The organism is Hyphomonas sp., assembly GCF_036964145.1.
GTDB lineage: Bacteria > Pseudomonadota > Alphaproteobacteria > Caulobacterales > Hyphomonadaceae > Hyphomonas.
Window position 1 is genome coordinate 1 of record NZ_JBALUC010000005.1, and the last position, 26,983, is coordinate 26,983.

Consider the following 26,983-nt stretch of genomic DNA (forward strand, 5'->3'; position numbering starts at 1 on the left):
TGTGGCTCTCCGTAGCTTCGCAACCACAGAGAATCACAAGCCGCTGAAATCACACAACTCTTTTTGGATCAGGCTCTTAGTTTACGCGCTCTCATTTGCGCTGCGACAGTATTTCGAACGACCTTGGCGCGATCATAATGGAAAGCGTGAGAAAGCGGCGTTAAGTTTTGTGGATTTGCTTGAGCATTTCTCGCTAGAGACTGCACTACGAGGACGCGAATATTCGCGAGACTATCGGCGTCTTTTCCAACCAACACTTCAGAAAGCTCTCTCTCGCGCTGAGGGCTAACGTCAACTTTTGAGACGATCATCTGAACTAATCTCTTTCTCTCAGCCTCCACACCGCTTTTCCAATTCAGTTGGCGTCGCGCAATTGCGAGATAGTCTAGATCGTACTGTCTCAACTCATCTATTTCATCCAAAATCGCACGAATTTCGGCTGGGTCGATCCTTTTCGACGCAGTTACTTGAGGAAGCAACTCGGCGGGCGGTGTTATATCGAGCCCTGAACGCCTTATAATCTCAGCAACAGCGACTTGAAGTCGGGACCCTTTTTTCGTTTTCACCTTAAGGCGAATAAGGCGACTCGGACTGTAGTGGGTGTACTGCTTTATTTCTTCTCTAAAGCGCCATTCACCATTTTTCCTAAAAGACAGCCGAGCGAGTTCACGAGCCTCAATTCTTGGGTCGAGTGCATCCACACCTGCCCGTCTTTTCAAGAAATCCCGGCGATTCTTGGAAAGCGACACCGAGATTGCCAACGCCTGCAGGATCGCACCAATGAATACGAGATCAATAATTGCGCGCGCCACCAGCAGCACGTGCATTGATAGCGGGGCGCTCGTATGGATTCTTGTTTCCGCCTCTGCGCTATAAATGTCAGCCCAATCAAGGAACGGTAGCGCTTTCAGCAACTCGACTCCAAAAAAACCTACCCAAGCATCCAGTCTGTCTATGGCTCCCGTCTCGACTTGAAAAACCGGATACCCAAAGTCAAAGAGCTGGAATTGACGCATTGCTATAGGAAGTATCAGCACCAACAAAAGTAGTCCCGAAATAGCCTCATCGCGGAGGTCATCATGAAGCCCAATACGAAGCAAGTCGGGCTTCATATCTGGATCTTGAATCAGGCGGTTCCTGTCCGTTTCAATCCAAGACCAGCGGCGAGCTACGGATATTACCGCGATGAAGGCCCACATTGCCCCAATCAAACCCAATGGGGCGGTCGCATGCCAAGCAAAGATACAGCCAACCACAATATGGGTAAAAAACACTGCATACCGAACAATATCTCCTCTCAACGTCGCCCCGACTGCAGGCGCCACAACGAAGACTAACCAGCTGTCGATTGCGCTAAAAAAATAGCCGAAGGGCACAAGAGGCGCAGCAGCTCGCTCCATCAATCTGCGTACGCCGCGGACACCGCCCAGCTCAAGTACGCGAGAAAATAAAAATACCCACGCAAACACAGTCGCGAATGCAACAACAACGGCAATTCCCATCCACTCTGGAATCACAATCGCCCCATTCAGTTTCTGCCCCGCATAAGCTGAAACGAAGACAAAGCCCGCCAATAAAAATATGACCGCAGCACCCACTCCGCCCACATGATTGTGAGGCAACCTTTCATTGCTCTTGGATGGCATGCGGGCGTTCCGGATGGCAGATGATCGATAGCAAGCAAAACACGCAATCAGACAAGGAACCGCAACAGCAATTGCCAATACAAAAGCAAATCGCCGAGCGCCTGGATCGGTGATCGCCAACTGCAGGAACAGGACTGTCCCTAAAGTGCCAACGATTCCCAATAAACACACAACAGAGCGTTCTAAATCCCTGTTGCCGAACTCCAGATGCATTCCCTGATCGGTTAGTTGCTCAACAACAACTCCGTTTTCCGAGAATGTGTAATTCATCGCCTCGTCCCCTCAATATGAGAGGCTAACCATTAGTTAACTTTGAAGGCAACCTAGATTCCCAACCCTCGGTGGACAGGTGTGTTTGGCGATATTTGGAATGGCCTGCCGACACATCGAACACAACAGGAACACCCTAGACACTCGCCGCTTTCGTCCCATATCGTTCAGCATGGCTCCTCCCCCTCCTTCCAAAGGCGTTTCCGAAGCGCCCAGCGTCTTTTCACTCGACGGTTTCGCCCGCGATGCCGCCGGCGCCCTGCCGTCCGACAACTGGACGCCCCACCGGCCTGACCGCGACTGGGTCAAGCTGGAAGGTGGCAAGCGGTTCAAGGTGCATTCCGAATATGAGCCTGCGGGCGACCAGCGCACGGCGATCCCCGAACTAGTCGAGGGCATCCAGGCCGGCGAGCGCGACCAGGTCCTGCTCGGCGCGACTGGCACCGGCAAGACCTTCACCATGGCCAAGATCATCGAGGCGACCCAGCGCCCGGCCCTGATCCTCGCGCCGAACAAGACCCTCGCCGCACAACTCTATGGCGAGTTCAAATCCTTCTTCCCCGAGAACTCGGTGGAGTATTTCGTGTCCTATTACGATTACTACCAGCCCGAAGCCTATGTCCCCCGTTCGGACCTCTATATCGAGAAGGAATCCTCCATCAACGAGGCCATCGACCGGATGCGCCACTCGGCCACCCGCGCCATTCTGGAGCGCGACGACGTCATCATCGTCGCCTCGGTCTCGTGCATCTACGGCATCGGCTCGGTCGAGACCTACACTTCGATGACCTTCCGGCTCGAAGAGGGCCAGCGCATCGACCCGCGCAGCGTCGCCGAACAGCTCGTCGCCAACCAGTATACCCGCAATGACATGGCCTTCACCCGCGGCACCTTCCGCGTGAAGGGCGATGTGATCGACATCTTCCCGGTCCACTTCGAGGACCGCGCCTGGAAGCTCTCCTTCTTCGGCGACGAGCTGGAAAGCATCACCGAATTCGACCCGCTCACCGGCCGCACCATGCAGAAGCTGCCCGCCATCAAGATCTATGCGAACAGCCACTATGTCACCCCGCGCCCGACGCTCAACCAGGCCATCGGCAAGATCAAGGCGGAGATGAAGGCCACGGTCGCCCATTTCGAGGCCAACGGGAAACTGCTCGAAGCCCAGCGCATCCAGCAGCGCACACAATACGACCTCGAAATGCTCGCCGCCACCGGCTCCTGCAACGGCATCGAGAACTATTCCCGCTACCTGACCGGCCGCAAGCCCGGCGACCCGCCGCCGACCATGTTCGAATACCTGCCCGACAATGCCCTCGTCTTCACCGATGAGAGCCACCAGACCGTGCCCCAGATCGGCGCCATGTACAAAGGCGACTTCAGCCGCAAATCGACGCTCGCCGAATTCGGCTTCCGCCTCCCCTCCTGCCTGGACAACCGCCCCCTCAAATTCGAGGAATGGGACGCCATGCGCCCCCAGACCGTGCACGTCTCCGCGACGCCCGGCAGCTGGGAACTCGACCGCACCGGCGGCGTGTTCACCGAACAGGTGATCCGCCCGACCGGCCTGATCGACCCGCCGGTCGAGGTGCGCCCCGTCTCGAAGGATGGCGCCAACCAGGTCGATGATGTCATGGCCGAGGTCAAGGCCGTCGCCGAAAAGGGCTATCGCAGCCTGATCACGACCCTGACCAAGAAGATGGCGGAAGACCTGACCGACTTCCTCAACGAAAATGGCGTGCGCGTGCGCTACATGCATTCCGACATCGACACGATCGAGCGGATCGAGATCATCCGCGATCTGCGCCTTGGCGTGTTCGATGTTCTGGTCGGCATCAACCTGCTGCGCGAGGGGCTCGACATTCCCGAATGCGGCTTTGTCGGCATCCTCGATGCGGACAAGGAGGGCTTCCTCCGTTCAGAGACGAGCCTGGTCCAGACCATTGGCCGCGCCGCCCGCAACGCCGACGCCCGCGTCGTGCTCTATGCCGACCGGATCACCGGCTCGATGCAGCGCGCCATGGATGAGACCAGCCGCCGCCGCGAGAAACAGGTCGCCTACAATGAGGAACACGGCATCACGCCGACCACGATCAAGCGTGCCGTGGCGGACATTCTCGGCGAACTCGGCGAGAAGAAGGACGGCGTCCCGAAAGCCCGCGGCCGCGGCAAGGACAAGACCAAGTCACGCGGCGTCGCCGAAACAAAAGCCTTGCCACTTGCTGGCGAAACCGGGCACAACTTCAAAGCCGTCCTCGCGGATTTGGAAAAACAAATGCGCGAAGCCGCCGCGAACTTGGAGTTCGAAGAAGCTGCGCGTCTCAGGGACGAGGTGAAGCGGTTGCGGGAGGAAGAGTTGGGGCTCTAGTGGAACTCAGGCGAGCATCCGCGTTTAGACTAATAAAGTCCCTCTAGAAACCGATCACGGCTCTCAATTTCCCCTATCATGTGGCGTCGCTCCTTTTCCAAAGCTATTCGTACGGGCCCGAAATCGTCTATGCTTTTCTCTAAGTTATCGCGATGTTCTCGCTTATGTTTTTCGTCAGAAGAAGAACGGACGAAACCAGTTATCCAAGAAATACTTCTGATGAGGTGATCTGTTCTCTCTCTCCCTGGCACCAGCAGGTTCACAATCGTGAGAAAGTCGTCCGTTCCGGGTGCTTCATCGCCAAATGTTAGCACACGTTGCGTGCTCTCATGTTTTGTCGAATCAACTACAGTCTGGTTCTCGATGCCTCCACAAACTCTAAAGGCAAGCTCCCTATTCCTATCACTCGCCCTCTTGGAATCAAAAGAAAGCAGCCTGTTAAAGGTTGGAAGCAACAAATTTCTTTCGCAATAGTCACGGTCTAATCCATACAGCAGACGAAATATTTCTCTCTCATGGTGCTTATTCTGAATGGACTGAATGAGTCTCCGCCCCTTCTCGGATGGCAACTTGCTGATAAATTTTGCAACGAAGTATTCTTGAAAGGATCTATGGACAAAAACGAACATGTTCCCGTCCTGCACGATGATGCAAATATTTTTTGTTAGGTCATCTATGAAGTCATCTACAGAGCAATCGATTTTTTTCATAGTTATAGCTTTCCGAACATTTAGCCGCAGAGAATTGGCGTCAAATGACACATGCCCATCCATAAGCGAGACTACACAGAAAGCCGAAAAAACCTCCTCAAACTGATCAACATCCAATCCGGACTTTCTCTCCCGCTTATATTCTTTATACGCATCATGTTTCTCAAAAAGCGCTACAAAGGCTTTTTGATAGAAGAGGTGCCGACGGGTTGGAATGTCGTATGCGTTCTCAAAGGTTACTAGCATCATACTGGCCAAAAGCGGGTTAGACAAAAATTCCTTGTGCGACGCCCAAAGTTCCTTTTTAATTTTTCCGATAAAATCGCTCTTTGCTTTGGGCGAAAAATTTATTTTCTGTATAAGGTCTACACATTGTCCCCGCGTGAGAGGGGCTACTGTAAGTTCGGTAAATTCCTCCCAAGCCACAAATCGATCTTCTGGGCGACTTGAAACCACAACAGGACAACTCTTGTACTTGGTGGACAGTTCTTGAATTTGCCTAGATATTGATGATTTCTTAGAGTCCAGAACTTCGTCAAACCCGTCAAGTACGAGACAAAACTTTCCAGACTTCAGAGCGAGTTCAAACTGGTCTCGCTCGAACTTTGCGTTCATTGTTTTCACCGATAGATACATGTAGTCCCAGAGACTATCATGAGACAATTCGTTCAAATTTCGGAGTTCAACGAATATCGGCACATATGTCTTTCGATACTTAATCAGCGAAGCGACAATAAACTTCATAATCATAGACTTGCCTGCCCCCGCTGTAGCAGTTAGCAAGAATCGACTGTCCGAACTCAACTTATCCGTAAACTCATCAGCTGACTGCGCTTCATGGCGATCTTGAAGAAATCGATGACCCGTTGAACGGCATAAATCAGCAGATACAAACCGATCGAAAAGGCTGACCGGTTCTGTTCGCTCTACTAGCGTTTTAATCTGTGATGTTTTCTCGAATGTTCGCTCAATGTAGTCGGTAAAGCAGGAATTCAATGCGACCTCGAACCGCTTTCTCTGATCGTTGGTGAAATCTGATATTCCCTTCCCGACGTTTCGTGTAACTTCAGACACCAACGCCGCAGCTAGTTGCGCATATTCACTATCAGCCACAGAATATCTCCTCAGAAATTCAAACAACGAATCTAAATGATCTAGCTGAGATCATAAGATCATGAGTCATTCAAATTCAACGATAAATTGCGAGCAAAGCACCACTCCCTGATGTCGTAGTTAGCGAAGCGTAACCTGCCCTACGGCTCCCCATGATACCCATACCCGTTGGCGTGGCACCATTGGATGAGGGTCGGGAGGGCGGCCTGTTCCTGTTTGAGGAAGCCGCCGACCTTTTCGGCGAGGGTGTGATGGCCCTGCAGGGTCAGTGTGGTGATCGCCTCGCGCAGCAGCGGGTGGAAATTGCGGAACCAGCCCTGCGCCGCCAGCAGGATCATGTGTTCGGTCAGCTCCTGGTCGCTGCCCTTATCGTTGGGGTCGAACCCTCGGACCACTTCCCGCGCAATGGCCAGCCGTTTCTGGAAGGTGGCCGAGACGACCCAGGGCAGATGGTCTGGCGGCGTATCCCCCTCCTCCCAACAGGCACAGACCTGTAGCGCGGCGCGGTAGAGGTGGGCATTGGTTTCCGCCTGTCGCATCTGCTGGGTGGCGGCCTCGGTCGCGGCGCGCACCGGGGCGGCAAAACTCTGCAGGCTGGTCAGGCGGCGGGCCGCGCGCATGTCCTGCTCCGCCTCCGGAATATATCCCGCCTCCAGCAGCGCGCCGACCCGGGCGCGCGCCAGCGTGATTTCCTCATCGGTCTGGCTGCGCGGCGTGAACGGCTCATCCGCCTCTTCGTCGTCTTCCTCGTCGCGCAAGATGGTGCGCCGCGCGGCCAGTTCCGCCTGCTGGCGAATATGGTCGGCGTCTTCCTGCGCCTTGGCGGCGGCGGCCTGACGGGCGGCAATGTCCTTGTGGCGAAAGCCGTCTTCGCGCGCCCATTTGGTCAGCGTGGACCAGGGCAGGTCCAGCCGCCGGGCGATTTCCCGCATCGGCTCGCCCGCCTCTGCGGCCTCGCGGGCCAGATGGCGCAGGGCGGTCAGGCTCGCCGTCGTGCGACGTTGGCGTTTGGCGGGGCTGGGCGCATCACTCATGCCGGGAAGAGTGCCACGGGCGCACCCCCATCGGATTGCGCCGGGGGCCAGGCCCGTCGCGGCGGGCGATCCCGCCTCCAGAGGCAGGGGATAGCGGCGCGCCCCTCCCCCATTGCCCGGACATGGCCCAAAGTTCTGGACCAGTTCGGTACCAATTATGGACAGTTTATGGGCTCTTTATGGGCCAGATTCGGGGCCGAACTGCGCGCCTTATCCCCCGGTTACCGCGCCCGCTATCAGATAAAGGATCACCGCAATCGCCCCGGTCACCAGCGCGTAGGGCATCTGGGTGCGGACATGGTCGATATGGTCACAGCCCGCCGCCAGAGAGGCGATGATCGTCGTGTCGGAAATCGGCGAGCAATGGTCGCCAAACACGCCCCCGCCCAGCACCGCCGCCAGCACCAGCGACGGCGGCAGGCTCAGCGCGGCGGCCAGCGGCATGGCGATGGGGATCATGATGCCATACGTGCCCCAGCTCGTGCCGGTCATGAAGGCGGTCACACCCGCCACCACGAACAGCACCGCTGGCACGATGATGGGTGAGACAAACTGCGCCGCGACGCCTGACAGGAAGGCGCCCGTGCCGAGCACGCGCAGGCTGTCCCCCAACGCAATCGACAGGAACAGGATCGTCACCACGGGCACCATTTCGGCAATGCCCGCAAAGCCCCTTTCCTGCAGTCCGCCCTTGGGAAACGCCTTGCCCAGCGCCAGCAGCACGGCCGCGACCAGCATGGCCAGGCAGATCGCCCACAGGATCGACTGGCTGCCGCTGCCGGCCAAGATGTTGCCGCCGCCCGTCCAGGCCATGAAGGCCAGCGCGCCGACGATCATCACGGCCAGCGGCAGCCACATGTAGATCGCGCGCGTCGGCTGGACGGGTTCCTCGTCCTCGGCCAGCACGCTGCGGCCCTGTCCGGCGGTCTTCATCGGGCCGAAGACGCGGCCTGTGAACACGGTGAAATAGACGCCGACCAGCGTCAGCAGGGCATAGAAATTCCACGGGATCGTGCCCGCCACGACGCCAATCGGGCTCTCGAAGCCGAACGGCTCGACCAGGCCCAGCGCATAGGCGCCCCAACCATTCAGCAGGATCAGCGTGCTGACCGGCGCCGACGTGGAGTCGATGATATAGGCCAGCCGCTCCCGGCTCAGCCCATGCGCGTCGAACAGGCGCTGGCCCAATACCCCGCTGCTGAGCAAGCTGACATTCGTCTCCACAAAAATAACCGTCCCCGCCAAAGCTGGCGCCAGCGCCGCGCGGCGCGGGGTGGAGGCGAGGCCGCGCTTCATCAGGCCGCTGACCAGGGCTTCGACGCCGCCAGAGTCGCGCATCCACGCGATCAGCGCGCCGATGAGCAGGCAGAAGAGCAGGACGCGGGTATTGCCCGTGCTGTCGAACACGCCGACGGCCCGGTCGATGGCCCCGAGCGCGCCCATGCCGGGATTGAAGCCGGCAATCAGCGTCTCCGAGGCCAGCAGGGCCAGACCCAGCGCGGCATAGACATTGCGCGTCACCAGCGCGACGAGGATCGCCAATACCGGCGGCAGTACAGTCAGGATTTCCAGGGCCCAGCCTCCTTGTGTGCAAGCCCCTCACCTAAGCGCATTCGCCCCGAAATGCCCAGCGCCCTGCGCGCTTTGACGCGCGCAAACCGGGGTGTGACGAGGAAATGCGCAAAATCCGGCCGCCATCACAAAACTGTGAAATTCTCCCCAGAAGGGACTCGACTCATGTCCGGTTTTAGGGAATCATTTCGGTTAGCCAACGAAATCCGGGCGGGAGCAAACCCGCTTAAGGAGCGGTGGCAAGTACATCGCCCTCGCAGGAAGGGCCAGGTCAGAAGCAAGGCTGTGAGAGCAGCCGCGCAAAGGGCCAGGCAGGACCTCGAGACAAAGCAGGCGATGTCTTCGACAGGGGAGCTAGACCCCGGAGCGAAGGGCTGTGAGGCGTGACCGGAGCGCGATCCGAAACACGTCACCAAAGGAAAATCCCTCGGGATTTCTGGCGGTTAGGTCAGGACAGCGCGCAACTCGCCCGTGCGATTGCATGTCTGAAACTGATCCGGGAGACGGCCTTGGGCGCATGCCCGCTCGCAAGAATGTGGCGGCGACTAGACCGGATCCTGACAAAGGGCAAAAAGAAAAGGCCCGCTTTCGCGAGCCCGATCCAAGCCCGGTGTCAATCGAGGACCGACAACGAGTGCATGCACAGTGTCTCGGTAGTCTGATTCGAAACACCAGAGAAGGTGTGATCGTCCGCGATCACACCTTCTTTTTGTGAGCGCCCTCCAGATTTCGCGTCTCAGGCGAGCCAGCACGCAGCCGCGCCCGCAACTTCCCCTGCCCTTCATGCGTAGCTTTCCCGGACCCGACCCAATACCCAACCGCCCATGAAAGGCCCCCTCCCCATGCTCGCCATGATCGAACCCGTCTTCGGCCTGATTGGCGCATGGGGCCTGTTTGCCGCCATTGCGCCGAAACTCCGCACCGAAATCTGGTGGATGCGGGTGTGGGTCTATGGCCGGCTGCAGACCTGCCTTATCCTGACGGCCGCCGCAGCAATCTATATGGCGCTCTATCCGGTTGGCGAGCTCGGCAATGCCAGCCTGCTCATGGCCTACGCCGTTGCCTTCCTGATCTGCGCGGCAGACATCCTGCCCTACCTGCCCGGCCGGAAACGCGAATTGCGGCGTGCCAAGGCGGGCGCACCCGGCACGCCGCTGTCCGTCCTGCTGCTCAACGTGCTGCAGGAAAACGAGGATCATACCGCCGTGCTCGCCCGCATACGCGACAGCAATGCCGACATTCTCTTCCTGTCTGAAACCAATGCCCGCTGGCGGGAAGCCCTCTCAGATATCGAAGACGAGTATCCCCACACCTATCTTCTGGACAAGGAGGACCATAATGGCCTCCTTTTCTATTCGCGCTATCCGGTGAGGGAGGTGCAGGAACGCTATTTCTGTCAGGAACATGTCCCGTCCCTCACCATAGATGTGGAGATGGATGGCCGCGAGGTGCGCCTCTATTGCATCCATCCGCGGCCGCCCCGTCCCCGCGACGCCACGCAACATCTGGATGATGAACTGATGATTGTCGCCGACGAACTCCGCGAACAGGACCGCCCTTCCCTCGTGATAGGCGATTTCAACGAAGTCGGCTGGTCATGGATGGTTCGGGAGTTCAAGCAGCATGCGGGCCTCTGCGACCCGAAACGCGGGCGCGGCCTCTACAATTCCTACGGCGCGAAGAATCCCTTCCTCGCCTGGCCGCTCGATCATGCCTTCGTCACCGGCGAGTTTGATCTCGTCACCATCCGACGCCTGCGCCCGTGCGGCTCGGACCATTATCCCATGCTCTATGGATTCCAGCTTCGTCCGGCTTGATTGGCACGGCCCTGATTACTGTGTAATCTCTGGTTAACCATCAAGCCGAGGGGACGGAGATGCGGCCAGTAAAACTCACCATAAGCATGCTCCTCCTGGCGGCGGCCCTGACGGGCTGCGAGACGCGGGAGCCCGCCCGACGCGCCCCCTCCTCGGTCGAAGTCGTCATCCCCGACCCAGAACCCCAAGCGCAGCAGGAAATGCCCGCCGCGGCGCCCGACCGTTCTGAGCCGAAGCCGACCCGGCCCGGAACCCCGCCGCCACCTCCGCCACCTCCGCCACCTCCGCCACCTCCGCCACCTCCGCCACCTCCGCCACCGGCGATGGTCGAGGACGAACCTGACGGGTCAATAGGATTTGGCGGCCAAGCGAATACCGGATCCGAATGGGGCTATTCCGAAGAGGAATATGCCTACGAGCATGAAGCCACCGCATCGGCTGACGACATCGAAGACATGCGCGAATTCTATGCCGATGACCCTGCCATGCTGGAGCTGCTTGCGGCGCTGGAAGAAGGAAACTTCTCCGGACTCGAAGCGACGGCTGCGGGCCCGGGCTATTCCGAAACCTGCCAGGCAGAGATTTCTGCGCCTCGCACATTACTGGTCACATGTGCAAACCTGGATGCCGAGACCTACTCACAAGCGACCCACCGTATCGACGGCGATCTCGTTGCCACACTTGATGCCCTCGCCATTGAACTTGCCGGGGAGGGCTATGAAGTCGGCTATGTCGACAAGCCACTCTGCTTCTGGAGCGAGACAGTCGAAATCGAAGGCGCTCACCTCATCCGCCATTGTCCCGACTGGGACTATCGCTATTCCCAACTTGCCGCCGAAGCCGCCTCCGATTTCGACAGCGGCCGCATCGCGCACCATGCGCCGGAACAGATGGTGCTGGGCCAGCCTTATTTCCTCGAAGTGGCGATCCAACCCCTCCAACGCGACACAAGTGAGGCTGAAGTTGACGAGTCCCTGCGCGGCATCATGGGCACTGGCCTCGCGCCCGGCAGTGCGGAAAGCGCCATGTCGCTTACCTTTGACACGGTCCGCGCCAGTCAGGTGATGACCGCTACCGCCAAGGGGGATGGCTATGACCTGGTCGCGACAACGCCGTCCGAACAGCCTGTCCTGCCGGGCTCACCGACCCTCTGGCAATGGCAGGTCACGCCGCGCCAGGCCGGAACGCCGAGCCTGACCTTCACCGTGTCGGAAACGGTTGAAGTGAATGGCGAGCGTTTTGAGCGCGCCGTGAAAACCATTCCGATGGCGATCCGGGTCACGCCGCTGGAAGATTTGCTCGCAGATCCGGGGCCTGCTGCAAACGATACGGTGAGCGCCAATCGCGCCCCGACACCCGAGAGCGACATGGCGTCCACATTTGCCAGCACAAACACGCTGATGACGGCCACGGACACGGCATCCATGTCTTCGGTGATGAGCCCAGCCAACATGGCCAACGCCGCAACCGGCCTCTTGCCCGACACCGAGATCGCCGGTTGTGTCTGGATCACCGGCCCGAACCCGGATCGTCAGGCGATGGTGCTCAGCAACCTCGCCTATTCGCCGCCCGTCAGCCGCCTGTCCGTCACACATGAGGATGGCAACCGGATCACGGCTGCCCTGACCGACGTCGGCTTCTCGGTCCTGCACTGCGAGGATCTTGGCCAGCGCCAGACCGTGCGCGCCCTCAGCCTGCTCGGCCGCATGGCCAAGGCCCGCAAGGATGCCGGCGCCTATCCGGTGACCTTCTTCTACTATTCCGGTCATGGCGTGAATGTGGACGGCACCAATTTCATCCTGCCAACCGATATTCCCGGCGCCTCGCCGGAGACCATCCGGGATTTTGGCGTCAGCTTCGAACAGATCTTCAACCGCGTCTCATCCACCGTCGCCCCGACTTCCTTCATTGTGTTCGATGCCTGCCGGACCGTGATGGACGATCAGAGCCGAGGCCTGATGCGGGCCTACAGCCCCGTCGGCTGGGCGTCCGGCGTGTTCCAGGCCTTCGCCACCGAGCCTGGCAAGACGGCAGCTGATGATGGCGTCTATTCCGAAGAACTCTCCAGCCTGATCAGAACGCTCGAGGATCCGGCCAATGTCGTGTTCAAGCGCGTGCAGGATGCAGTCGCCGCACGCACGGGCCAGAAACAGCGCCCTGTTTACACGGACGGCACGACGGGCGGCGATTTCTATTTCGTGCAGGCAGGCGACTGAGACATGTCCTGAAACAAAAAGAAACCGCCGAAACAGGGTTTCAGCGGCTCAAGTCTGATGGGTGACTCTTCAGGTTACGGGCTGACCGGGACCGGCTCTTTCGGCGCTTCCTGGCGCGGCGGCTGTGGCGGCACCTCATTCTCGATCAGGGTGTCTTCCGGCATGGGCGCCGATCCGGACACGGCACAGCAGCGGACCTGCATTTCCAGCACGCGGCTGTTGAAGCGGCACTGCTCGTCATTGATCTCGCGCAGGATGGACATGCCCCCTGCCCGATAAGTGTAGCGGGTCTGGGTGCAGCTGGTCAGCGCATAGCCCGGCCGGCAGGAGCCCGTATCGGAATTCTGGATGGTGCGGGTCTCGCACTGGACTTCCTTGCCATTGGCTTCCTCAGCCAGCGCCATGGCCGCATCGGCCTGGGCTCTCGCCGCGTCGGCACTGGCTTGTGCCCGCGCAGCCGCTTCAGTTGCGTTATTGGCCATGGATCGCGCCTGCGACAGGCGCATGTCAGTATCGGCCAGCGCCGTCGTGTTGCCGTCGATTTCCATTTTCAGCTTGCAGACCGCCTCATCGGCCTTGTCCGGATTGGCGCAATATTCCGCGACCGTCTGCTCGGCCGGTATCATCTGACACCCCGCCAGGATTGCCGTCGCCGCAAGTGCGGCTGCGAGGAATTTCCCACTACCCATAGTCTTCTCCAATTCTGCCCCAGCCGGGATTTCCGGCATTCAAAGGGGACGGGACTGGAGCGTCAATGCTGCTCCCGCCTGAGGGGAGTCTTAGGCTTTCAGCTTGTAGCCCGACCGAAACATGAGCCAGACGGAGAATATGCCCGCAACAGACAGACATCCCGTTACCCAAACCCCGACAATGACGGAGCTGTTGGCAACGCCGAGGAAACCATAGCGAAACCCGTCAATCATGTAGAAGAAGGGGTCCAGGCGGGCCATTGTGTAGAAGGGCTCGGACATCACCTTGATGTCGTAGAATGTGCCGGACAGGAATGTGAGCGGTACGATCACGAAATTGGTCACCGCCGACAAATGATCAAACTTGTCGGCCCAGATTCCGCCGATTGCGCCAAGCGCGCCGAGCGCGATGGCCGACGTGACGCTGAACCACAGGATCGGCCAGAGATGCACAATGGTCAGATCGGCCAGTCCGCTCAACTGGATCCCGATTGCGGAAATGAAGGCCACCATCAGGCCCCGCACGACCGAGCCGCCAATGAATCCCACGGTCAGCTCCATGGGGGACAGGGGCGGCATGAGGAAGTCGACATAGGTGGAATTGAACTTGGCCTGAACCAGGCTGGAACTCGTATTCTGAAAGGCGTTCTGCAGGATTGCCATCACGATCAGGCCGGGGGCCAGGAACTCGATATAATTCAGCCCCTCGAAATCCCCCATCAGACGCCCGCGGTCCCCAAATGCCAGTTTAAAGACCGTCATGAAGAGAAGCGTCGTGACAACCGGGGCGAATACGGTTTGCATCCATACTTTGAGGAAGCGCCCGATTTCGCGCTTGAACAGGGTCCAGAGCCCCAAACCGTTCACTTTGCCATATTGGCGGACGAGGCGGTGGGCGGAGGTCTGATCAGCGGCTGTATCGGTCATCCGCTGTATCTAGGGGGCCTTGCCCGAGTCTGCGAGGGGCAAGACTCGGAAAAATCACGGAAATTTCGGTGCCTGAATTTTGTCCACAAGCTGACGCAGTTAACCACAATATGTAGAAAGCCTGTGGAAAGACTGCGCAGCATGTTGTGTTTCGTTTCGCTGCTGATACGATATCTAGGTGCTGAGCGGATGACGTGTACCAAGTCATCTCAATATATAGGGGCTGATGGATCGTAAGTGTTAACGATCTTGAACCGAGCTGGGAGACATCAACCATGTCCTGGACCGAAGAACGGGTAAGCGTGCTGAAGAAACTCTGGGCGGAAGGCCATTCGGCTTCCCAGATTGCCAAACAGCTGGGGGGAGTCACCCGCAATGCTGTGATCGGGAAAGTCCATCGCCTCGGCCTGTCCGGCCGTGCGACACCGTCCCGCCCGGTAAAACGCCCGCCACGCCTCGCCCGGCCGAAGCCGCGCGTGTTGCCGGATGGCAGCGTCAAGGTGGCAACACCGGCCACGCCGGAAACGGTCGAGCCGCGCCCCGTGGAACGCACCGAAGTGATGGCGCCTCTGCCGCCGCTGCAACAGGCCGATGGCGAGCCCGCCTCGATCCTCACGCTGCGGGACTCCATGTGCAAATGGCCAATCGGTGATCCTGCGGATCCGAAATTCGCCTTTTGCGGTCGCAAGTCCGATTGCGGGCCATACTGTTCCGAACATGCGAAAGTGGCCTTCCAGCCGGCTCGCAAGCGGGACAGCCGCAAAGGCGCTTATGATTATGTCCGCCGTATCGCTGGCTAAGCCCGGCACGCACCTTTATGGCTGACAGAAAGCCCCCGAAGTCCTTCTTCGGGGGCTTTTCCATTCCCGGCAGGGCCGCCCTCGCCTTCCCTGCAAAACGCCGTTAAGCCAGACACGTGACCACCGAAACCACCCCCGACACCATCTATGCCACGCCCGCAAATTGGGTGGCCACCGGCACCGGCGCGCAGGGCAATTTGTTCCTCACCGGCCGCGCAGGCACCGGCAAGACCACGATGTTGCGCAAATTCCTCGCAGGCGCTGGCGAGAAGGCCATCGTGCTCGCGCCCACAGGTGTGGCGGCGATGAATGCCGGCGGGCAGACGATCCATTCCTTCTTCAAATTCCCGCCGCGCCTGATCGAGCCGACGGACATCAAGCGCCTGCGCTCGACACGTCTTGTGAAGGCGATTGATACGATGATCATCGACGAGATCTCGATGGTCCGCTCCGACATGCTGGATGCCATCGACAAGAGCCTGAAATTGAACCGCGCGTCCAAGCGCCCCTTTGGCGGCGTACGCATGATCCTCTCGGGCGACCTGCACCAGCTGCCCCCGGTCGTGTCAGGCCAGGAAGCACCGATCCTGCGCGAGCGCTTTGGCGGAAGCTATTTCTTCAACGCACCTGCCTTCAAGGATGCCGAATTTTCCCTGCTGGCCCTCAAGCACGTGTTCCGTCAGGCCGAGCCGCGCTTCCTCGCCTTGCTGGGCGCGCTGCGCACGGGGCGGGTCACGCCGAATGACGAAGCCGTATTGCGCGGACTGGTCAGCACAAGATCAGCGGTCGAGGCCTCAGAGACCCATGTCGTACTGACGCCGAACAATGCCAATGCCTACCGCATCAACCAGGCACGGCTCGAAGGCCTGAACACACGGTCCCAGAAATTCGAGGCCGATGTGCAGGGCCAGTTCGATGAAAAAGCCTATCCGACTGAAGCCGACCTTGAGCTGAAGGAAGGTGCGCGGGTCATGCTGATCAAGAATGATCCCGAAGGGCGTTGGGTGAATGGCACGCTCGCCACTGTCGCAGGCTTCTCCGGCACGCGCGTGATGGTGGAGATCGAGGATCATGTCTACGAGATCGAGCCGACGGCCTGGGAAAAATACCGCTACGAGCTGGACCCGGAAACCAAGAAGGTGAAGCGCGAAGTCGTCGGCACATTCAAGCAGATGCCGTTGCGCCTCGCCTATGCCGTGACGATCCACAAGGCGCAGGGCCTGACTCTCGACAAGGTCTTCATTGATTTCGACTCAGGCATGTTCGCCCACGGACAAGCCTATGTCGCCTTCTCACGGGCCCGCTCTCTGGAGGGGTTATCAATCAGCCGCGAATTGCGCCCACGAGACCTGGTGCTGGATCGCGAAGCCTTTGCCTTTGGCAAGCTCGACACAATCGAAGATACGGATGCCTATTTGCTCGCCCGCTTTGCGACAGGCGAGGACCAGCTGCTTTGAGCCCAACCTGACGGCTCAGGCAAAAACTTCGGAATAACTGGACGTGGCTGCCGGCACTTTCGAACAGACCATGGTTCCCGACATCAGATCGTGCAGGCAGCGCCGGTCTTTCCTGAACATCCCCATCGCATAACCAGCGTAGAATGGCAGCAGATTGACCACCAACCGGCCAATACTGTTGCGAAGCAGGGCCTGCCAGATTTTCGGTTTGTCGCCAGTAGGCGTCACGAGCACCGCACCAATCATCAGCTTACCGAAAGTTGCTTGCAGCCTGGAAGCTTCCATGATCGTGCCGTAGGCGGTGGAAAGGAAGATGAACAGGATACTGTAGCCAAACAGGTCTACGGCGGCGCGAGTTTCTTCGGCGCTTCCAGCCGGGGCCTCGATATATGTTCCGGCTGCCGAAAGGATACCAGACCCGAACGGGATCAGCAGGATCATCCAGCACAAAAACTCATCAACCAGTCTGGACAGAATGCGGCGCCAGAAAATTGGCTCTCCCGCGACAATGGAGGCTTTGTATGCCTGGTGGGACGCCGAGGACTCCGTTTTCAGGAAATCCGGCATGTCTGCCCCAGCTGTCGGGCGCGGCGCAGCAGGCCGGTAGCTGGTGGTGTGCTTCTTGCCGAAAGTCGCCGTATTCCCCGGCGCTGGACGCTTGCCAAAACCCGTCATCCCATACCCTCACGCTTTTGGTGAGGTCTATCAGATCGGGGTTTACACCCCCTTCCCGCAAATGGTGAAATTTGCCGGGCACACGGATGAAGTTCTCTAACGAGACGTTAACGAAACAATCATAAAGCTGACGCATTGTTCTTGTGAGATGAGCGTACAGAAACGATTCGGAAGGCAGATTGCCATGCAAGCCATCAACGAACGCCGCCAGCGCAGAGCCAATCTGAGACTGGGTGTGGGCAGCTCTCCCACGAAGAAAACCCAGGCCCAACTCGCCGCTCAGCGCCGCAAGATGCGCATCCCTGGCGGCGGCGGAAACTAGGCCAGCTTACGGATTTCGTCGGATAGCTGACGCTCCTGATCGGTCACGATCTTTTCCAACACCCGCACACGTTCCTTCAACCGGTCGACCTCACCGAGGACCCGCTGGATGTCTTCGTCCGCACCCTTGTCGGATTTGGCGTTGGCTTTCAGTTTCAGATAGTTGTTCACCACACCTGCGCCGACCGAGATCAGCACAATGAGGACGACCATGACGATCGGGTCCATTCGGTAACTCCCCTTTGTATCGTTTTTCGATATATACAATTCAGACAAATCTTACAAGAAAATTTGCCACCTGTCGTGGTCCGGACCTATTGGAGGCCGTCGATCTCGCGGCGCAAGCGGCGGTCGCGGTCAAGAATGATGGCTTCCAGCGTGCGCACACGCTCGGCCAGATTGGCGATCCGGTCGGCATCTGGCGACGCTTCAGGCGGGGGGGATTTCCCGGACCGCGCGAGTGAGACGATCACCAGAACGAAAACAAGGAAGACTAGGAAAGACAAGTTGAGGCTCCTTTTCTGACAAGACGTTGGTACGAAAGTCAGTCGTTTGGAGCTCCCCGTCTGTTAGATGGATCCGCAATTCGGCGAATGCACCGCTCTCCTGAACTTATCGATATTCAATATGTAAGGAGGGGCGAACACATGTTCAAGAAGAAACCCGGATTATCTTCCCGTTGAGCCGAATCCGCCTGCGCCGCGGTCCGTCTCGTCCAGCGCATCCACTTCTTCCCATGCCAGTTGCGTGACCGGCGCAAGGACCAGCTGGGCAATGCGTTCGCCGCGCTGGATGGTGAAGGCATCCTGCCCCAAATTGATCAGGATCACCTTGATCTCGCCGCGATAGTCGCTGTCGATCGTGCCCGGTGTGTTGAGGCAGGTCAGGCCATGCTTGGCGGCAAGGCCGGAGCGCGGCCGGACCTGGATTTCATAGCCCTGCGGAATGGCCACCGACAGCCCGGTCGGGATCATCGCCCGCTCACCGGCCTGCAGCAGGATCGGATCTTCCTGCGAGACCGCCGCGCGGACATCCATGCCGGCTGAGCCGATGGTTTCATAGGCTGGCAGGTCGAGCCCCTCAAAATGGGGCAGCGGGCGGACGGAGACAGTAACCTTGGTCATGTCCTGAGCCGTTGGCGGAGTCGCATATTCGAGTCAAGCAGATAGGGCGGTGGGCGCTAGTCCTCGTCCTGATGCGCCTCGAAGACCTCGTCTTCCCACTCCATCGTGTCGCCGCGCATCAACTGGTCATGCTTGCGCTCGGATTCAGAGCGCCGCTTCATGAAAACCGTATTGTCGATCCCGTCCAATGTGGTTTTCGGAACGCCGTCATTGCGTTTCAGGAAGCTCTCAAACGCGGAATCATCCGGCAGGGTTGAGCGCAGCTGGCCGTCATAGGCGCCGTCGAGCCGGTTCTGCTCGTCCCGGTCGAGGCCGGCATTGGCGGCGTCCTGATAGGCCTGTTTCGTGGCATCAAGATCGCAATTGGCCTTGAGGCGCTGTTCTTCGGTCAGCTTGTGGCAGAGCAGCGCGCCAAGCGCGCCAGCCCCTCCCCCGGCCGTTGCCGGCGGCAGGGAAAACTCGATGCCCGGCACGCGCACGGGGGGCGGACGTCCGAAAGGTTGGGGTCTGGCAAAGGGCTGCGCCGTGGTCGCAGGCTGTTGCACGGGCGGCGCAAGGGTCTGCAACGGCGCGTCAGACGAGTCCGGCAGGATGATCGCTTCGTCCGGGTCAGGTTCCGGCTCCACGACATCGGGGAGATCGACCTCGGGCACCTGTTCAGGCTGCGGCTCCAGTTCGAGCGGAATTTCTTCAGCAGGCTCCGTTACAGGATCGGGCTCTACTACCGGGTCGGGGATGAGTGGCTGCGTTTCCTCAACTGGCTCGATTTCGGGTTCAATGTCCTCGATAAGATCTTCCGGAATCGCTTCAGGCTCTTCTTCGGGAATTATTTCAGCCAGATCCTCAACCGGTGCGTCCGGAGCCGTTTCTGGCACCTCCTCGGGCAGCGCTTCGGTCTCAAGGTCCGGTTCGGCGTTTTCAAGGGGGGCTTCCAGCGTGTCCGGCAGTTCTTCTGGCAGCTCCTCCGGGTCTTCCATGGCCGGTTCTTCGGGGATGTCTTCGACGGGCAGGCCCGGCTGAGGGTCCGGCAGCACCTCTTCCTCCACGGCAAGTGGCAGAGGCTCGGGCGCAGGAATGGGATCGTCGACGACGAGGTCCACGGGCGCTTCAGGCGGCGGCAGGGCCTCTTCCATGACCAGTTCCGTTTCCGGGACAGGCTCAGGGTCCGGCTGGGGCAACGGTTCCGGATCTGGTTCGGGTAGAGGTTCGGGCTCGATGTCCGGCAGCGGCTCCGGCGGCAATTCCGGAACGGGCTCTGGCTCTGGCTCTGGCTCTGGCTCTGGCTCTGGCTCTGGCTCTGGCTCTGGCTCTGGCTCTGGCTCTGGCTCTGGCGGGAGGATCGGTGGAAGCTCGACGATGTCCACCTCCAAAACCAGCGGCTGAGGAGGTGGGGGCAGTTTATGTCCGAAGGCGATGGCAAAGAGAAACAGGATCAGGCCGTTGAGGCCCAATGATCCCACCACAAAGGGAAGGCGCTCGCGCGCGAACTCTTTCCAGGCTCCACCCATGGGCCAAAGCCCTAGCAGCCAGCCTGAGACGGCCTCAGTTACTTTTCGTACAGCTTGCGCCGTGCCGCCTATAGCGCCAGCTCCAGCCGACCATTGACCAGTGCGGTATAGTCATTGACCAAGGCTTCGGAGATCTGGCCCGGCTTGTATCGGTGCTCACCGATTTCGGCGACCGGCGTGATTTCCGCCGCGCTGCCTGTGATGAAGCATTCCGAGAAGGTCGACAGTTCGTCCGGGAAGATCGCCCGTTCGATCACTTCGATACCGCGTTCCTTCGCCAGCTTGATCGCCGTCTGGCGGGTCAGGCCATTGAGGAAGCAATCCGGGGTCGGCGTATGCAGGGCGCCATCGCGCACGAAGAAGATGTTCGCGCCAGTCGCCTCGGCCACCTGGCCGCGATAATCGAGCATCAGGGCATCAGCATAGCCATCGCGCTCTGCGGCATGCTTGGACAGGGTGCAGATCATGTAGAGGCCAGCGGCCTTGGCATGGCAGGGCGCGGTGTCCGGCGCCGGACGGCGCCACTTGGCATGTGTCAGGCGGATGCCCTTCATCTTGTCGGCAAAATAGTCGCCCCAATGCCAGACCGCCACCGCGAGATGGATCGTGTTGTTCTGGGCCGAGACGCCCATCATTTCAGAGCCGCGCCAGGCCAGCGCGCGCACATAAGCGCTTTCGAGCCCCGACTTTGCCAGAGCTTCGGTCTTGGCCTGCTCGACCTGATCGACAGAAAACGGGATTTTGAAGCCCATGATCTCGGCAGAATTGTGCAACCGCTTGGAATGATCCAGCGAGCGGAAAATCTTGCCGCCATATGCCCGCTCGCCCTCGAAGACGGAGGAGGCATAGTGAAGTGCATGCGTCAGGACGTGGACCTTGCTGTCCCGCCACGGCACGAATTCCCCATCCATCCAGATATAACCGTCGCGGTCGTCATAAGCAGACATAATTGTTCAGCGCTCCTCGCTTGCACTAATAGCATTTTCGCGTTCATTTCAGAACATGGCCCCTGACGTCAACCTGAATAGACCTTTCGATCCGCGCCTTTTCCTTATGGATCAGGAGCTTGATAGAGGTGTCGGACTCCTGCTGGCAGGCAGCGCAGAACTGATGAGAGCCGCAGAAGAGGCCCGGCACAAGGCAGGGCTGAGCAGGCCAGAGCTGCAAATTCTCATGGCTATCCGCTATACGCCCGGCCAGACGGTAGGCGATCTGCGCGATTCCCTGAGCATGACCGTGCCCACGTTCGCCCGCATCATTGGCGAACTGGACAAGCGCGGCCTGATCGAACGCGAGCGCGAACAGGCGAGCGACAAGCGCCGCCGCGCCCTCACCCTGTCGGATGCCGGCACAACGCTGACCACCCAGATCACCATTGTCCTGAGGGAGCGGCTGCGTCTCGCCTATCGCGCGGCGGGGCCGGATGCGGTTGAAGGGGCACGGAAAGTGATGGATGCGCTCGTCAAATGACCCAGGATGCCGCTCATATTCTCGTGGTCGATGATGACGACCGCATTCGCGACCTGTTGAAACGCTATCTGACGCGTGAGGGCTATCGCGTGACCTCCGCATCGGGGGCCGAAAGCGCCCGCAAGCTGATGGAAGCGATGGAGTTCGATCTCGCCATTCTCGACATCATGATGCCGGGCGAAGACGGCCTGTCCCTGCTGAAATCCATGCGGGAGGGCCGCAACCGGGAAAGCCCGGTCATGCTGCTGACGGCGAAGGGCGAAACCTCCAGCCGGATTGAAGGCCTGAAGCATGGCGCTGACGACTATCTCGCCAAGCCGTTCGAGCCGGAAGAACTCTCCCTGCGCTGCGCTGCGATCCTGCGCCGGTCGCACAAGGCCGAGCCGCCCGAAGAGGTCGAAATGTCGGGCCTCGTCTTCAACGCCCAGCGCGGCGAGCTGAAGGAAGGCGACACGCGCATTCGGCTGACGGAAGCCGAACTGCAATTGCTGACCATCCTGGCATCCAATCCGGGCGAACCGGTGAGCCGCGAGGAGTTGGCCTCTCTGACCTCGGCGGGGATGGAACGCTCGGTCGATGTGCAGGTCACGCGCCTGCGCCGCAAGATCGAGCCCAATCCGAAGGAGCCGATCCACATCCAGACCGTGCGGGGCGTCGGCTACCGCCTGATGCCGGACTGACGCGATGCTACGCCTGAGAGATATCACACCGCGCGGGCTCTATGCTCGCAGCATGCTGATGGTGATCGCGCCTGTCGTGCTGATCCTGTCGCTGATGTCCTGGTATTATTACGACAGCCATATCGCGGAAGTGAACCGCAAGCTGGGCCAGTCCATCGCGCGCGATGCGAGCCTTGTTCAGGCCTATTGTGATCGCCGCCAGGATTCGCTTCTCGACCGCCGGACCATTGATGAGCGCCTGGACATGACCTTCACCTGTGACAGCGACGCGGCGAACATCGACCGGAGCAGCCATGTGAATGTCTTCTCCTATAGCGGCACGCTGGACGATGAATTGGAAACGCGTCTGGGTGTGCCGGTGGAGACGGCCCTGGACCCGCGGGATTCGATGCTGCACCTTCGCTTCCCGTCTGGCCCGCGCACGGTGGAGATCATTGTCGAGCGCAAGCGGGTGCTGACCGTCAATTCCCACTTCTTCATTGTCTGGGTGATCCTGTTCTCCCTGTTCATGGTGATGCTGGCCATCGGCTTTCTGAACCAGCAGGTGCAGTCCATCCTGCGCCTCTCCAAGGCGGCGCGCGCCTTTGGCCGGGGCCGGGATGTGCCGGACTTCCGTCCATCCGGGGCCAATGAAGTGCGCGAGGCCGCCCGGGCCGTCATCGACATGAAGAACCGGCTGACCGCGTTTGCCGAACAGCGCACCGCCATGCTGGCCGGGGTCAGCCATGATCTGCGCACCCCCCTCACCCGCCTGAAGCTGGCGCTGGCCATGATGGAGGAGACCGACGACATCAAGGCAGCGCGCGCCGACCTCGACGACATGTCGATGATGCTGGACGAATATCTGACATTTGCGCGCGGTGAAGAGGGCGACGATCCGAGTGATTTCGACCTTGCGGAACTGGTGCGCGATGCAGCCGCCGGGTTCGGCCCGCATGTGACCGTGGCAGGCCCTGACCGGATCATGGTCAATGGCCGCCGCCTCGCAATCAAGCGGGCTGTGACAAATTTGGTCTCCAATGCGATAAAATTCGCCACCGACACACAAATCACTCTTGTGGACGGTCCGCATGCGGCCGATATACACGTCGATGACAACGGACCGGGCATCGCCGCCGACCTGCGAGAGGATGCCTTCAGGCCCTTCATGCGGCTGGACGAGGCCCGCACCCAGAATACGCCGGGCACCGGGCTCGGTCTGACCCTCGCCCGGGATACGGCGCGCGCGCACGGCGGAGACCTCCGCCTGAGCGACAGCCCTCTCGGCGGCTTGCGGGCCAGCCTGCGCCTGCCCCACTGACCCCTATCCCTCCAGAGGCATTTCTTCGCCATGAGCAATAGCAAAGCAAAACTGATCATCCGCAACGCCACGCCGGATGACATTCCCGGCCTTCAGGCCCTGTCAGCGCGCGTTTACGGCGAAGGTGAGGAATACTCCCGCGACCACCTCATGGCGCAGATCAACCGGTTTCCGGACGGGCAGTTCATTGCCGAATATGAAGGCCAGATTGTCGGCCACTGCGCGACCTTCATGATTGCCTCAGAACATGCGTTCGGGCCGCACACCTGGATGCAGATCACAGGCGGTGGCTATGCCGCCCGTCACGATCCGGAAGGTGACGTACTGTATGGGATGGATGTCGCGGTCGATCCGGCCTTCCGCCGGCTGCGCATTGGCCAGCGTTTCTACAAGGCACGGCGCGAGCTGTGCCAGTGGCTGGAACTGAAGGGCATCGTATTTGCTGGCCGCATGCCGGCCTATGCCCGCCGCGCCAAACAGTATCCGAACCCGGAAGACTATGTGAAAGCCGTGCGCGAATCCAAGCTGCGCGACCCGGTCATCACGTTCCAGCTCAATCAGGGCTATGTGCCGCTTGGCGTGCTGCGCCACTATCTGCCGGAAGACACGGACTCGATGGGACATGCCACGCACATGTTCTGGGAAAACCCGCTGGCACAGGAAAAGATCCAGACCAATACGAGCTTTGGCGACACCTCCCTGCCCGAGCGCGTAAGGATTGCCACGGTCCAGTTCCAGATGCGCCGCATCACCTCGATCGACGAGTTCGAGGGACAGGTGGAATATTGGGTCGACATCGCGTCCGACTACCAGTCTGACTTTGTGGTCTTTCCGGAAATGCTGACGCTGCAATTGCTGTCGCTGTCCGAACGCCCGCTCGGCCCGGTTGATGCGATCTCTCAGATCTCTGACTATACGCCCCGCTTTGTCGAATTCATGGAGAAGCTGGCGGTCTCCTACAATATCAACATCATTGGCGGCACGCATCCGAGCCAGATGGCGAATGGCGAAATCCTCAATGTCTGCCACGTCTTCCTGCGCGATGGCTCAGTGCACACCCAACAGAAGCTGCACCCGACCCCGTCCGAGCGCCATTGGTGGAACATTCAGGGCGGTCGCGGCAACTCCGTGATCCAGACCGATTGCGGACCGATTGGCGTGATGATCTGCTATGACAGCGAGTTCCCGGAAATTGCCCGACACCTGGTCGATCAGGGCGCGCTGATGCTGTTCGTGCCCTTCTGCACCGACGAGCGGCGCGGCTATTTGCGCGTACGGTATTGCTGTCAGGCGCGGGCGGTCGAGAACCAGTGCTATGTCGCCATGTCCGGCGTGGTGGGCAACCTCCCCAATGTCGAGAACATGGACATTCACTATGCGGAGAGCTGCATCCTGACGCCGTCTGATTTTCCCTTCTCGCGGGATGGCGTGGCCGCAGACACGGCGCCGAATACCGAAACCATCGCCCTGGCCGATCTGTCGATCTCGGACCTGCTGACCGCCCGCCAGTCCGGCGCGGTTCAGAACCTCAAAGACCGCCGGCTGGATCTCTACCAGGTGGCCTGGAAGAAGAACTAGGCTTTCCGGATCAGTCCAGCCCCCTGATGGCGGACATTCCCGACTGCCGGACTGACCGGCCATGCGTGCATTTCGGCTGCCGGATAGGGCGCGTAGAGATCTGACACTTTGCGATTGTCCGCGTTCAGCCAGCGAAGATGATCAGACGCCTTGAGGATGACCGGCATCCGGCTGGACAGGTCCGAGATCATCCGGTTCGGCCGGGTGGACAGAATGGTAAACGTGTCGATCTCGGAGCCGTCGATCATGGCCCGGTTCCAGAGGCCGGCAAAGCAGAACCAGGGCCGTTCCCTCAGGCCAATCGCGTTGGGCTTGCGATGGCCCTGCGGACCCGTCCACTCATAATAGCCGCTGACCGGGACCAGACAGCGATGATGACGGAACGGCCCCCGGAACGTGTTGGAGAATTCAAGGTCCTCGCACCTTGCCGTGAAGGTGGAGAATTTCTTCTCGCTCAGCGGCTTGTTCCACCAGCTGGGGATCAGCCCCCAATAGGCCGGGGCGAGCTGGACCGTGCCGGGCGGCACGTATTCGCCTTCCGGGGCCATGCGGATGATCGGCACGAACTGGCTCGGCGCAATGTTGTAGGCAGGCTCCGGCGGCTCGATGCCCGGCGGGGGCACAAGGCCGGTCGCCTCGCGGTAGTCGTCCCACGAAATATCCTGTCTGAAAAAGCGGCCCGGCATGGCGTTCCCTTAACCGGCGTCGCCCGCCCTGCCCAGCCCCGCATCAGGGTTTGAAGACGGCGGCGCTGTCCTGCAGAAGATCGTAGGCGACATGGTGTTTCAGTTTTTCAGTCAGATCACCCGCATCGCCTTGCAGCCGGTCCGGAGGAATCATCTGGCCGAACGTCATGCGCACTTCCGCGCCGCGCTTGTTGAGCAACTCGTGGAACAGGGTGATGTCACGCAGTTCCGGGTTCAGCTCGCTGAAGAAATAGAACAGCCGGGAATTCCACGCATCGAGATTGAGCGGCAGGATCGGCGCTTCCTGTTTACGGGCGAGGCCGACCACGGTGGAGAACCAGTCCTTCTCGATCAGCCGGCCGTCTTCCTTCCGTGCCAGCCGGCCGGACGGAAAGATGACGACGCATTTCTCTTCGGCGAAGGCCTGCCCTGCCCGCTTCAGGGTTTCCCTTGTCTTGGCGGGGGTGCGCTTCTCGGCGACCCATTCGACCGGGATGATGACATCCTGAAACTGCGGATTGACCCGGATCGCATCGGCATTGGCAAAGAAGACAACATCCTCGCGGACCTGCTTCAGCGAATCCCAGACCGCCACGCCATCGGCCAAGCCGGTCGGATGGTTCGCCGCGATGATGACCCTGCCGGATTGGGGAAGACGGTCAATGCCCTCCACATCGAGCGAGAAGTCCAGCTGGCGGGAGAGATGGTCGAAGGATTCCCGCCCGGTCAGCTGCATGATCGTGTCGGCCATTTCCCGGGCGCGGCGATAGCCAAGCGTCTTGTAGAGGACCGGACGGACAAGCGGCCAGGACCAGCTGTCCCGAAGTTTCGGACAACGCTCTTCGATCAGCGTATCGACGATATGCTGGTCAATATTTTTTTCTGCATCAAGAAATGCAGACCCCTGCAAGGCAGGCGGTTTTGCGATCAGGCTCTCGTCACTCATAACGTGCCGGCCACTCCCTTCTCCCCTTGTATACATAGGGGTTCGGGAGAATCCCTCAAAGCGGGAAGTACAGGGC

General features: G+C 59.8%; 24 protein-coding genes. 10 read left to right on the forward strand and 14 right to left on the reverse strand.

Features of this window, described 5'->3' with window-relative positions:
* Positions 1-68 precede the first annotated feature (68 nt).
* Positions 69-1,916, reverse strand: a complete 1,848-nt coding sequence (locus V7660_RS14205) for a hypothetical protein (RefSeq protein ID WP_335603715.1) — start codon at positions 1,914-1,916, stop codon at positions 69-71.
* Positions 1,917-2,088: 172 nt separating this feature from the next.
* On the opposite strand from V7660_RS14205, the gene uvrB reads away from it, so the two are divergent.
* Positions 2,089-4,284, forward strand: a complete 2,196-nt coding sequence (gene uvrB / locus V7660_RS14210) for an excinuclease ABC subunit UvrB (RefSeq protein WP_442910051.1) — start codon at positions 2,089-2,091, stop codon at positions 4,282-4,284.
* A gap of 29 nt (positions 4,285-4,313) precedes the next feature.
* Here the strand turns inward: uvrB and V7660_RS14215 are convergent, their stop codons facing one another.
* From V7660_RS14215 to V7660_RS14225, 3 genes are all read right to left on the reverse strand, one after another.
* A complete protein-coding gene (locus V7660_RS14215; RefSeq protein WP_335603716.1) occupies positions 4,314-6,107 on the reverse strand; it encodes an NACHT domain-containing protein in 1,794 nt (597 codons plus the stop codon).
* A gap of 140 nt (positions 6,108-6,247) precedes the next feature.
* Positions 6,248-7,141: a hypothetical protein gene (locus V7660_RS14220; protein WP_335603717.1), complete on the reverse strand. Its 894-nt coding sequence runs from the start codon at positions 7,139-7,141 to the stop codon at positions 6,248-6,250.
* A 210-nt stretch (positions 7,142-7,351) separates the two neighbouring features.
* Entirely contained in the window at positions 7,352-8,683 is a 1,332-nt protein-coding gene (locus V7660_RS14225; RefSeq protein ID WP_335603718.1) for a Na+/H+ antiporter NhaC family protein, read from the reverse strand.
* Positions 8,684-9,537: 854 nt separating this feature from the next.
* On the opposite strand from V7660_RS14225, the gene V7660_RS14230 reads away from it, so the two are divergent.
* Together V7660_RS14230 and V7660_RS14235 are read left to right on the forward strand one after the other, a co-directional pair.
* Entirely contained in the window at positions 9,538-10,530 is a 993-nt protein-coding gene (locus V7660_RS14230) for an endonuclease/exonuclease/phosphatase family protein (RefSeq protein ID WP_335603719.1), read from the forward strand.
* Between the two features lie 59 nt (positions 10,531-10,589).
* Entirely contained in the window at positions 10,590-12,746 is a 2,157-nt protein-coding gene (locus V7660_RS14235) for a caspase family protein (protein WP_335603720.1), read from the forward strand.
* Positions 12,747-12,820: 74 nt separating this feature from the next.
* On the opposite strand, the gene V7660_RS14240 is transcribed toward V7660_RS14235, so the two are convergent.
* The gene (locus V7660_RS14240) at positions 12,821-13,435 is read right to left on the reverse strand and encodes a hypothetical protein (protein WP_335603721.1); all 615 of its coding nucleotides are present in this window, start codon (positions 13,433-13,435) and stop codon (positions 12,821-12,823) included.
* A gap of 90 nt (positions 13,436-13,525) precedes the next feature.
* A complete protein-coding gene (locus V7660_RS14245) occupies positions 13,526-14,362 on the reverse strand; it encodes an ABC transporter permease (protein WP_335603722.1) in 837 nt (278 codons plus the stop codon).
* Positions 14,363-14,637: 275 nt separating this feature from the next.
* Here V7660_RS14245 and V7660_RS14250 point away from each other — a divergent pair, with 275 nt between their 5' ends.
* Positions 14,638-15,162 (forward strand): GcrA family cell cycle regulator, encoded by a 525-nt coding sequence (locus tag V7660_RS14250; protein ID WP_335603723.1) that lies wholly within the window; start codon positions 14,638-14,640, stop codon positions 15,160-15,162.
* A gap of 116 nt (positions 15,163-15,278) precedes the next feature.
* Positions 15,279-16,619: an ATP-dependent DNA helicase gene (locus V7660_RS14255; protein WP_335603724.1), complete on the forward strand. Its 1,341-nt coding sequence runs from the start codon at positions 15,279-15,281 to the stop codon at positions 16,617-16,619.
* Positions 16,620-16,634: 15 nt separating this feature from the next.
* Here V7660_RS14255 and V7660_RS14260 read toward each other — a convergent pair whose 3' ends face one another.
* Positions 16,635-17,294, reverse strand: a complete 660-nt coding sequence (locus V7660_RS14260; RefSeq protein ID WP_335603725.1) for an RDD family protein — start codon at positions 17,292-17,294, stop codon at positions 16,635-16,637.
* Between the two features lie 184 nt (positions 17,295-17,478).
* Here V7660_RS14260 and V7660_RS14265 point away from each other — a divergent pair, with 184 nt between their 5' ends.
* Positions 17,479-17,616, forward strand: a complete 138-nt coding sequence (locus V7660_RS14265; protein WP_335603726.1) for a hypothetical protein — start codon at positions 17,479-17,481, stop codon at positions 17,614-17,616.
* Here V7660_RS14265 and V7660_RS14270 read toward each other — a convergent pair.
* From V7660_RS14270 to V7660_RS14290, 5 genes are all read right to left on the reverse strand, one after another.
* On the reverse strand, positions 17,613-17,843 hold the full coding sequence (locus V7660_RS14270) for a hypothetical protein (RefSeq protein WP_034817122.1): 231 nt from the start codon (positions 17,841-17,843) through the stop codon (positions 17,613-17,615). The two genes, V7660_RS14265 and V7660_RS14270, sit on opposite strands and share 4 nt — an antisense overlap.
* 86 nt (positions 17,844-17,929) lie before the next feature.
* The gene (locus V7660_RS14275) at positions 17,930-18,121 is read right to left on the reverse strand and encodes a hypothetical protein (RefSeq protein ID WP_335603727.1); all 192 of its coding nucleotides are present in this window, start codon (positions 18,119-18,121) and stop codon (positions 17,930-17,932) included.
* Between the two features lie 162 nt (positions 18,122-18,283).
* Entirely contained in the window at positions 18,284-18,739 is a 456-nt protein-coding gene (gene dut / locus V7660_RS14280) for a dUTP diphosphatase (protein WP_335603728.1), read from the reverse strand.
* A 56-nt stretch (positions 18,740-18,795) separates the two neighbouring features.
* Positions 18,796-20,247 carry a hypothetical protein gene (locus V7660_RS14285; protein ID WP_335603729.1) on the reverse strand — a complete coding sequence of 484 codons (1,452 nt, stop codon included), beginning with the start codon at positions 20,245-20,247 and terminating at the stop codon, positions 18,796-18,798.
* 68 nt (positions 20,248-20,315) lie between these two features.
* Positions 20,316-21,194 (reverse strand): branched-chain amino acid aminotransferase, encoded by an 879-nt coding sequence (locus V7660_RS14290; protein WP_335603730.1) that lies wholly within the window; start codon positions 21,192-21,194, stop codon positions 20,316-20,318.
* Positions 21,195-21,357: 163 nt separating this feature from the next.
* Between V7660_RS14290 and V7660_RS14295 the strand changes: the two genes are divergently transcribed.
* From V7660_RS14295 to V7660_RS14310, 4 genes are read left to right on the forward strand one after another with little or no spacing between them, the layout of a single operon-like run.
* A complete protein-coding gene (locus V7660_RS14295; RefSeq protein WP_335603731.1) occupies positions 21,358-21,717 on the forward strand; it encodes a MarR family winged helix-turn-helix transcriptional regulator in 360 nt (119 codons plus the stop codon).
* Positions 21,714-22,397, forward strand: coding sequence for a response regulator transcription factor (locus tag V7660_RS14300; RefSeq protein WP_335603732.1), 684 nt, complete (start codon positions 21,714-21,716; stop codon positions 22,395-22,397). The genes V7660_RS14295 and V7660_RS14300 overlap by 4 nt, the downstream gene beginning before the upstream one ends.
* 4 nt (positions 22,398-22,401) lie before the next feature.
* Positions 22,402-23,697: an ATP-binding protein gene (locus V7660_RS14305; RefSeq protein ID WP_335603733.1), complete on the forward strand. Its 1,296-nt coding sequence runs from the start codon at positions 22,402-22,404 to the stop codon at positions 23,695-23,697.
* A gap of 30 nt (positions 23,698-23,727) precedes the next feature.
* Positions 23,728-25,275, forward strand: a complete 1,548-nt coding sequence (locus V7660_RS14310; protein ID WP_335603734.1) for a GNAT family N-acetyltransferase — start codon at positions 23,728-23,730, stop codon at positions 25,273-25,275.
* On the opposite strand, the gene V7660_RS14315 is transcribed toward V7660_RS14310, so the two are convergent.
* Positions 25,272-25,961, reverse strand: coding sequence for an SOS response-associated peptidase (locus V7660_RS14315; protein WP_335603735.1), 690 nt, complete (start codon positions 25,959-25,961; stop codon positions 25,272-25,274). The genes V7660_RS14310 and V7660_RS14315 overlap by 4 nt on opposite strands.
* A gap of 43 nt (positions 25,962-26,004) precedes the next feature.
* A complete protein-coding gene (locus V7660_RS14320; RefSeq protein WP_335603736.1) occupies positions 26,005-26,907 on the reverse strand; it encodes a GNAT family N-acetyltransferase in 903 nt (300 codons plus the stop codon).
* Between the last annotated feature and the right edge of the window lie 76 nt (positions 26,908-26,983).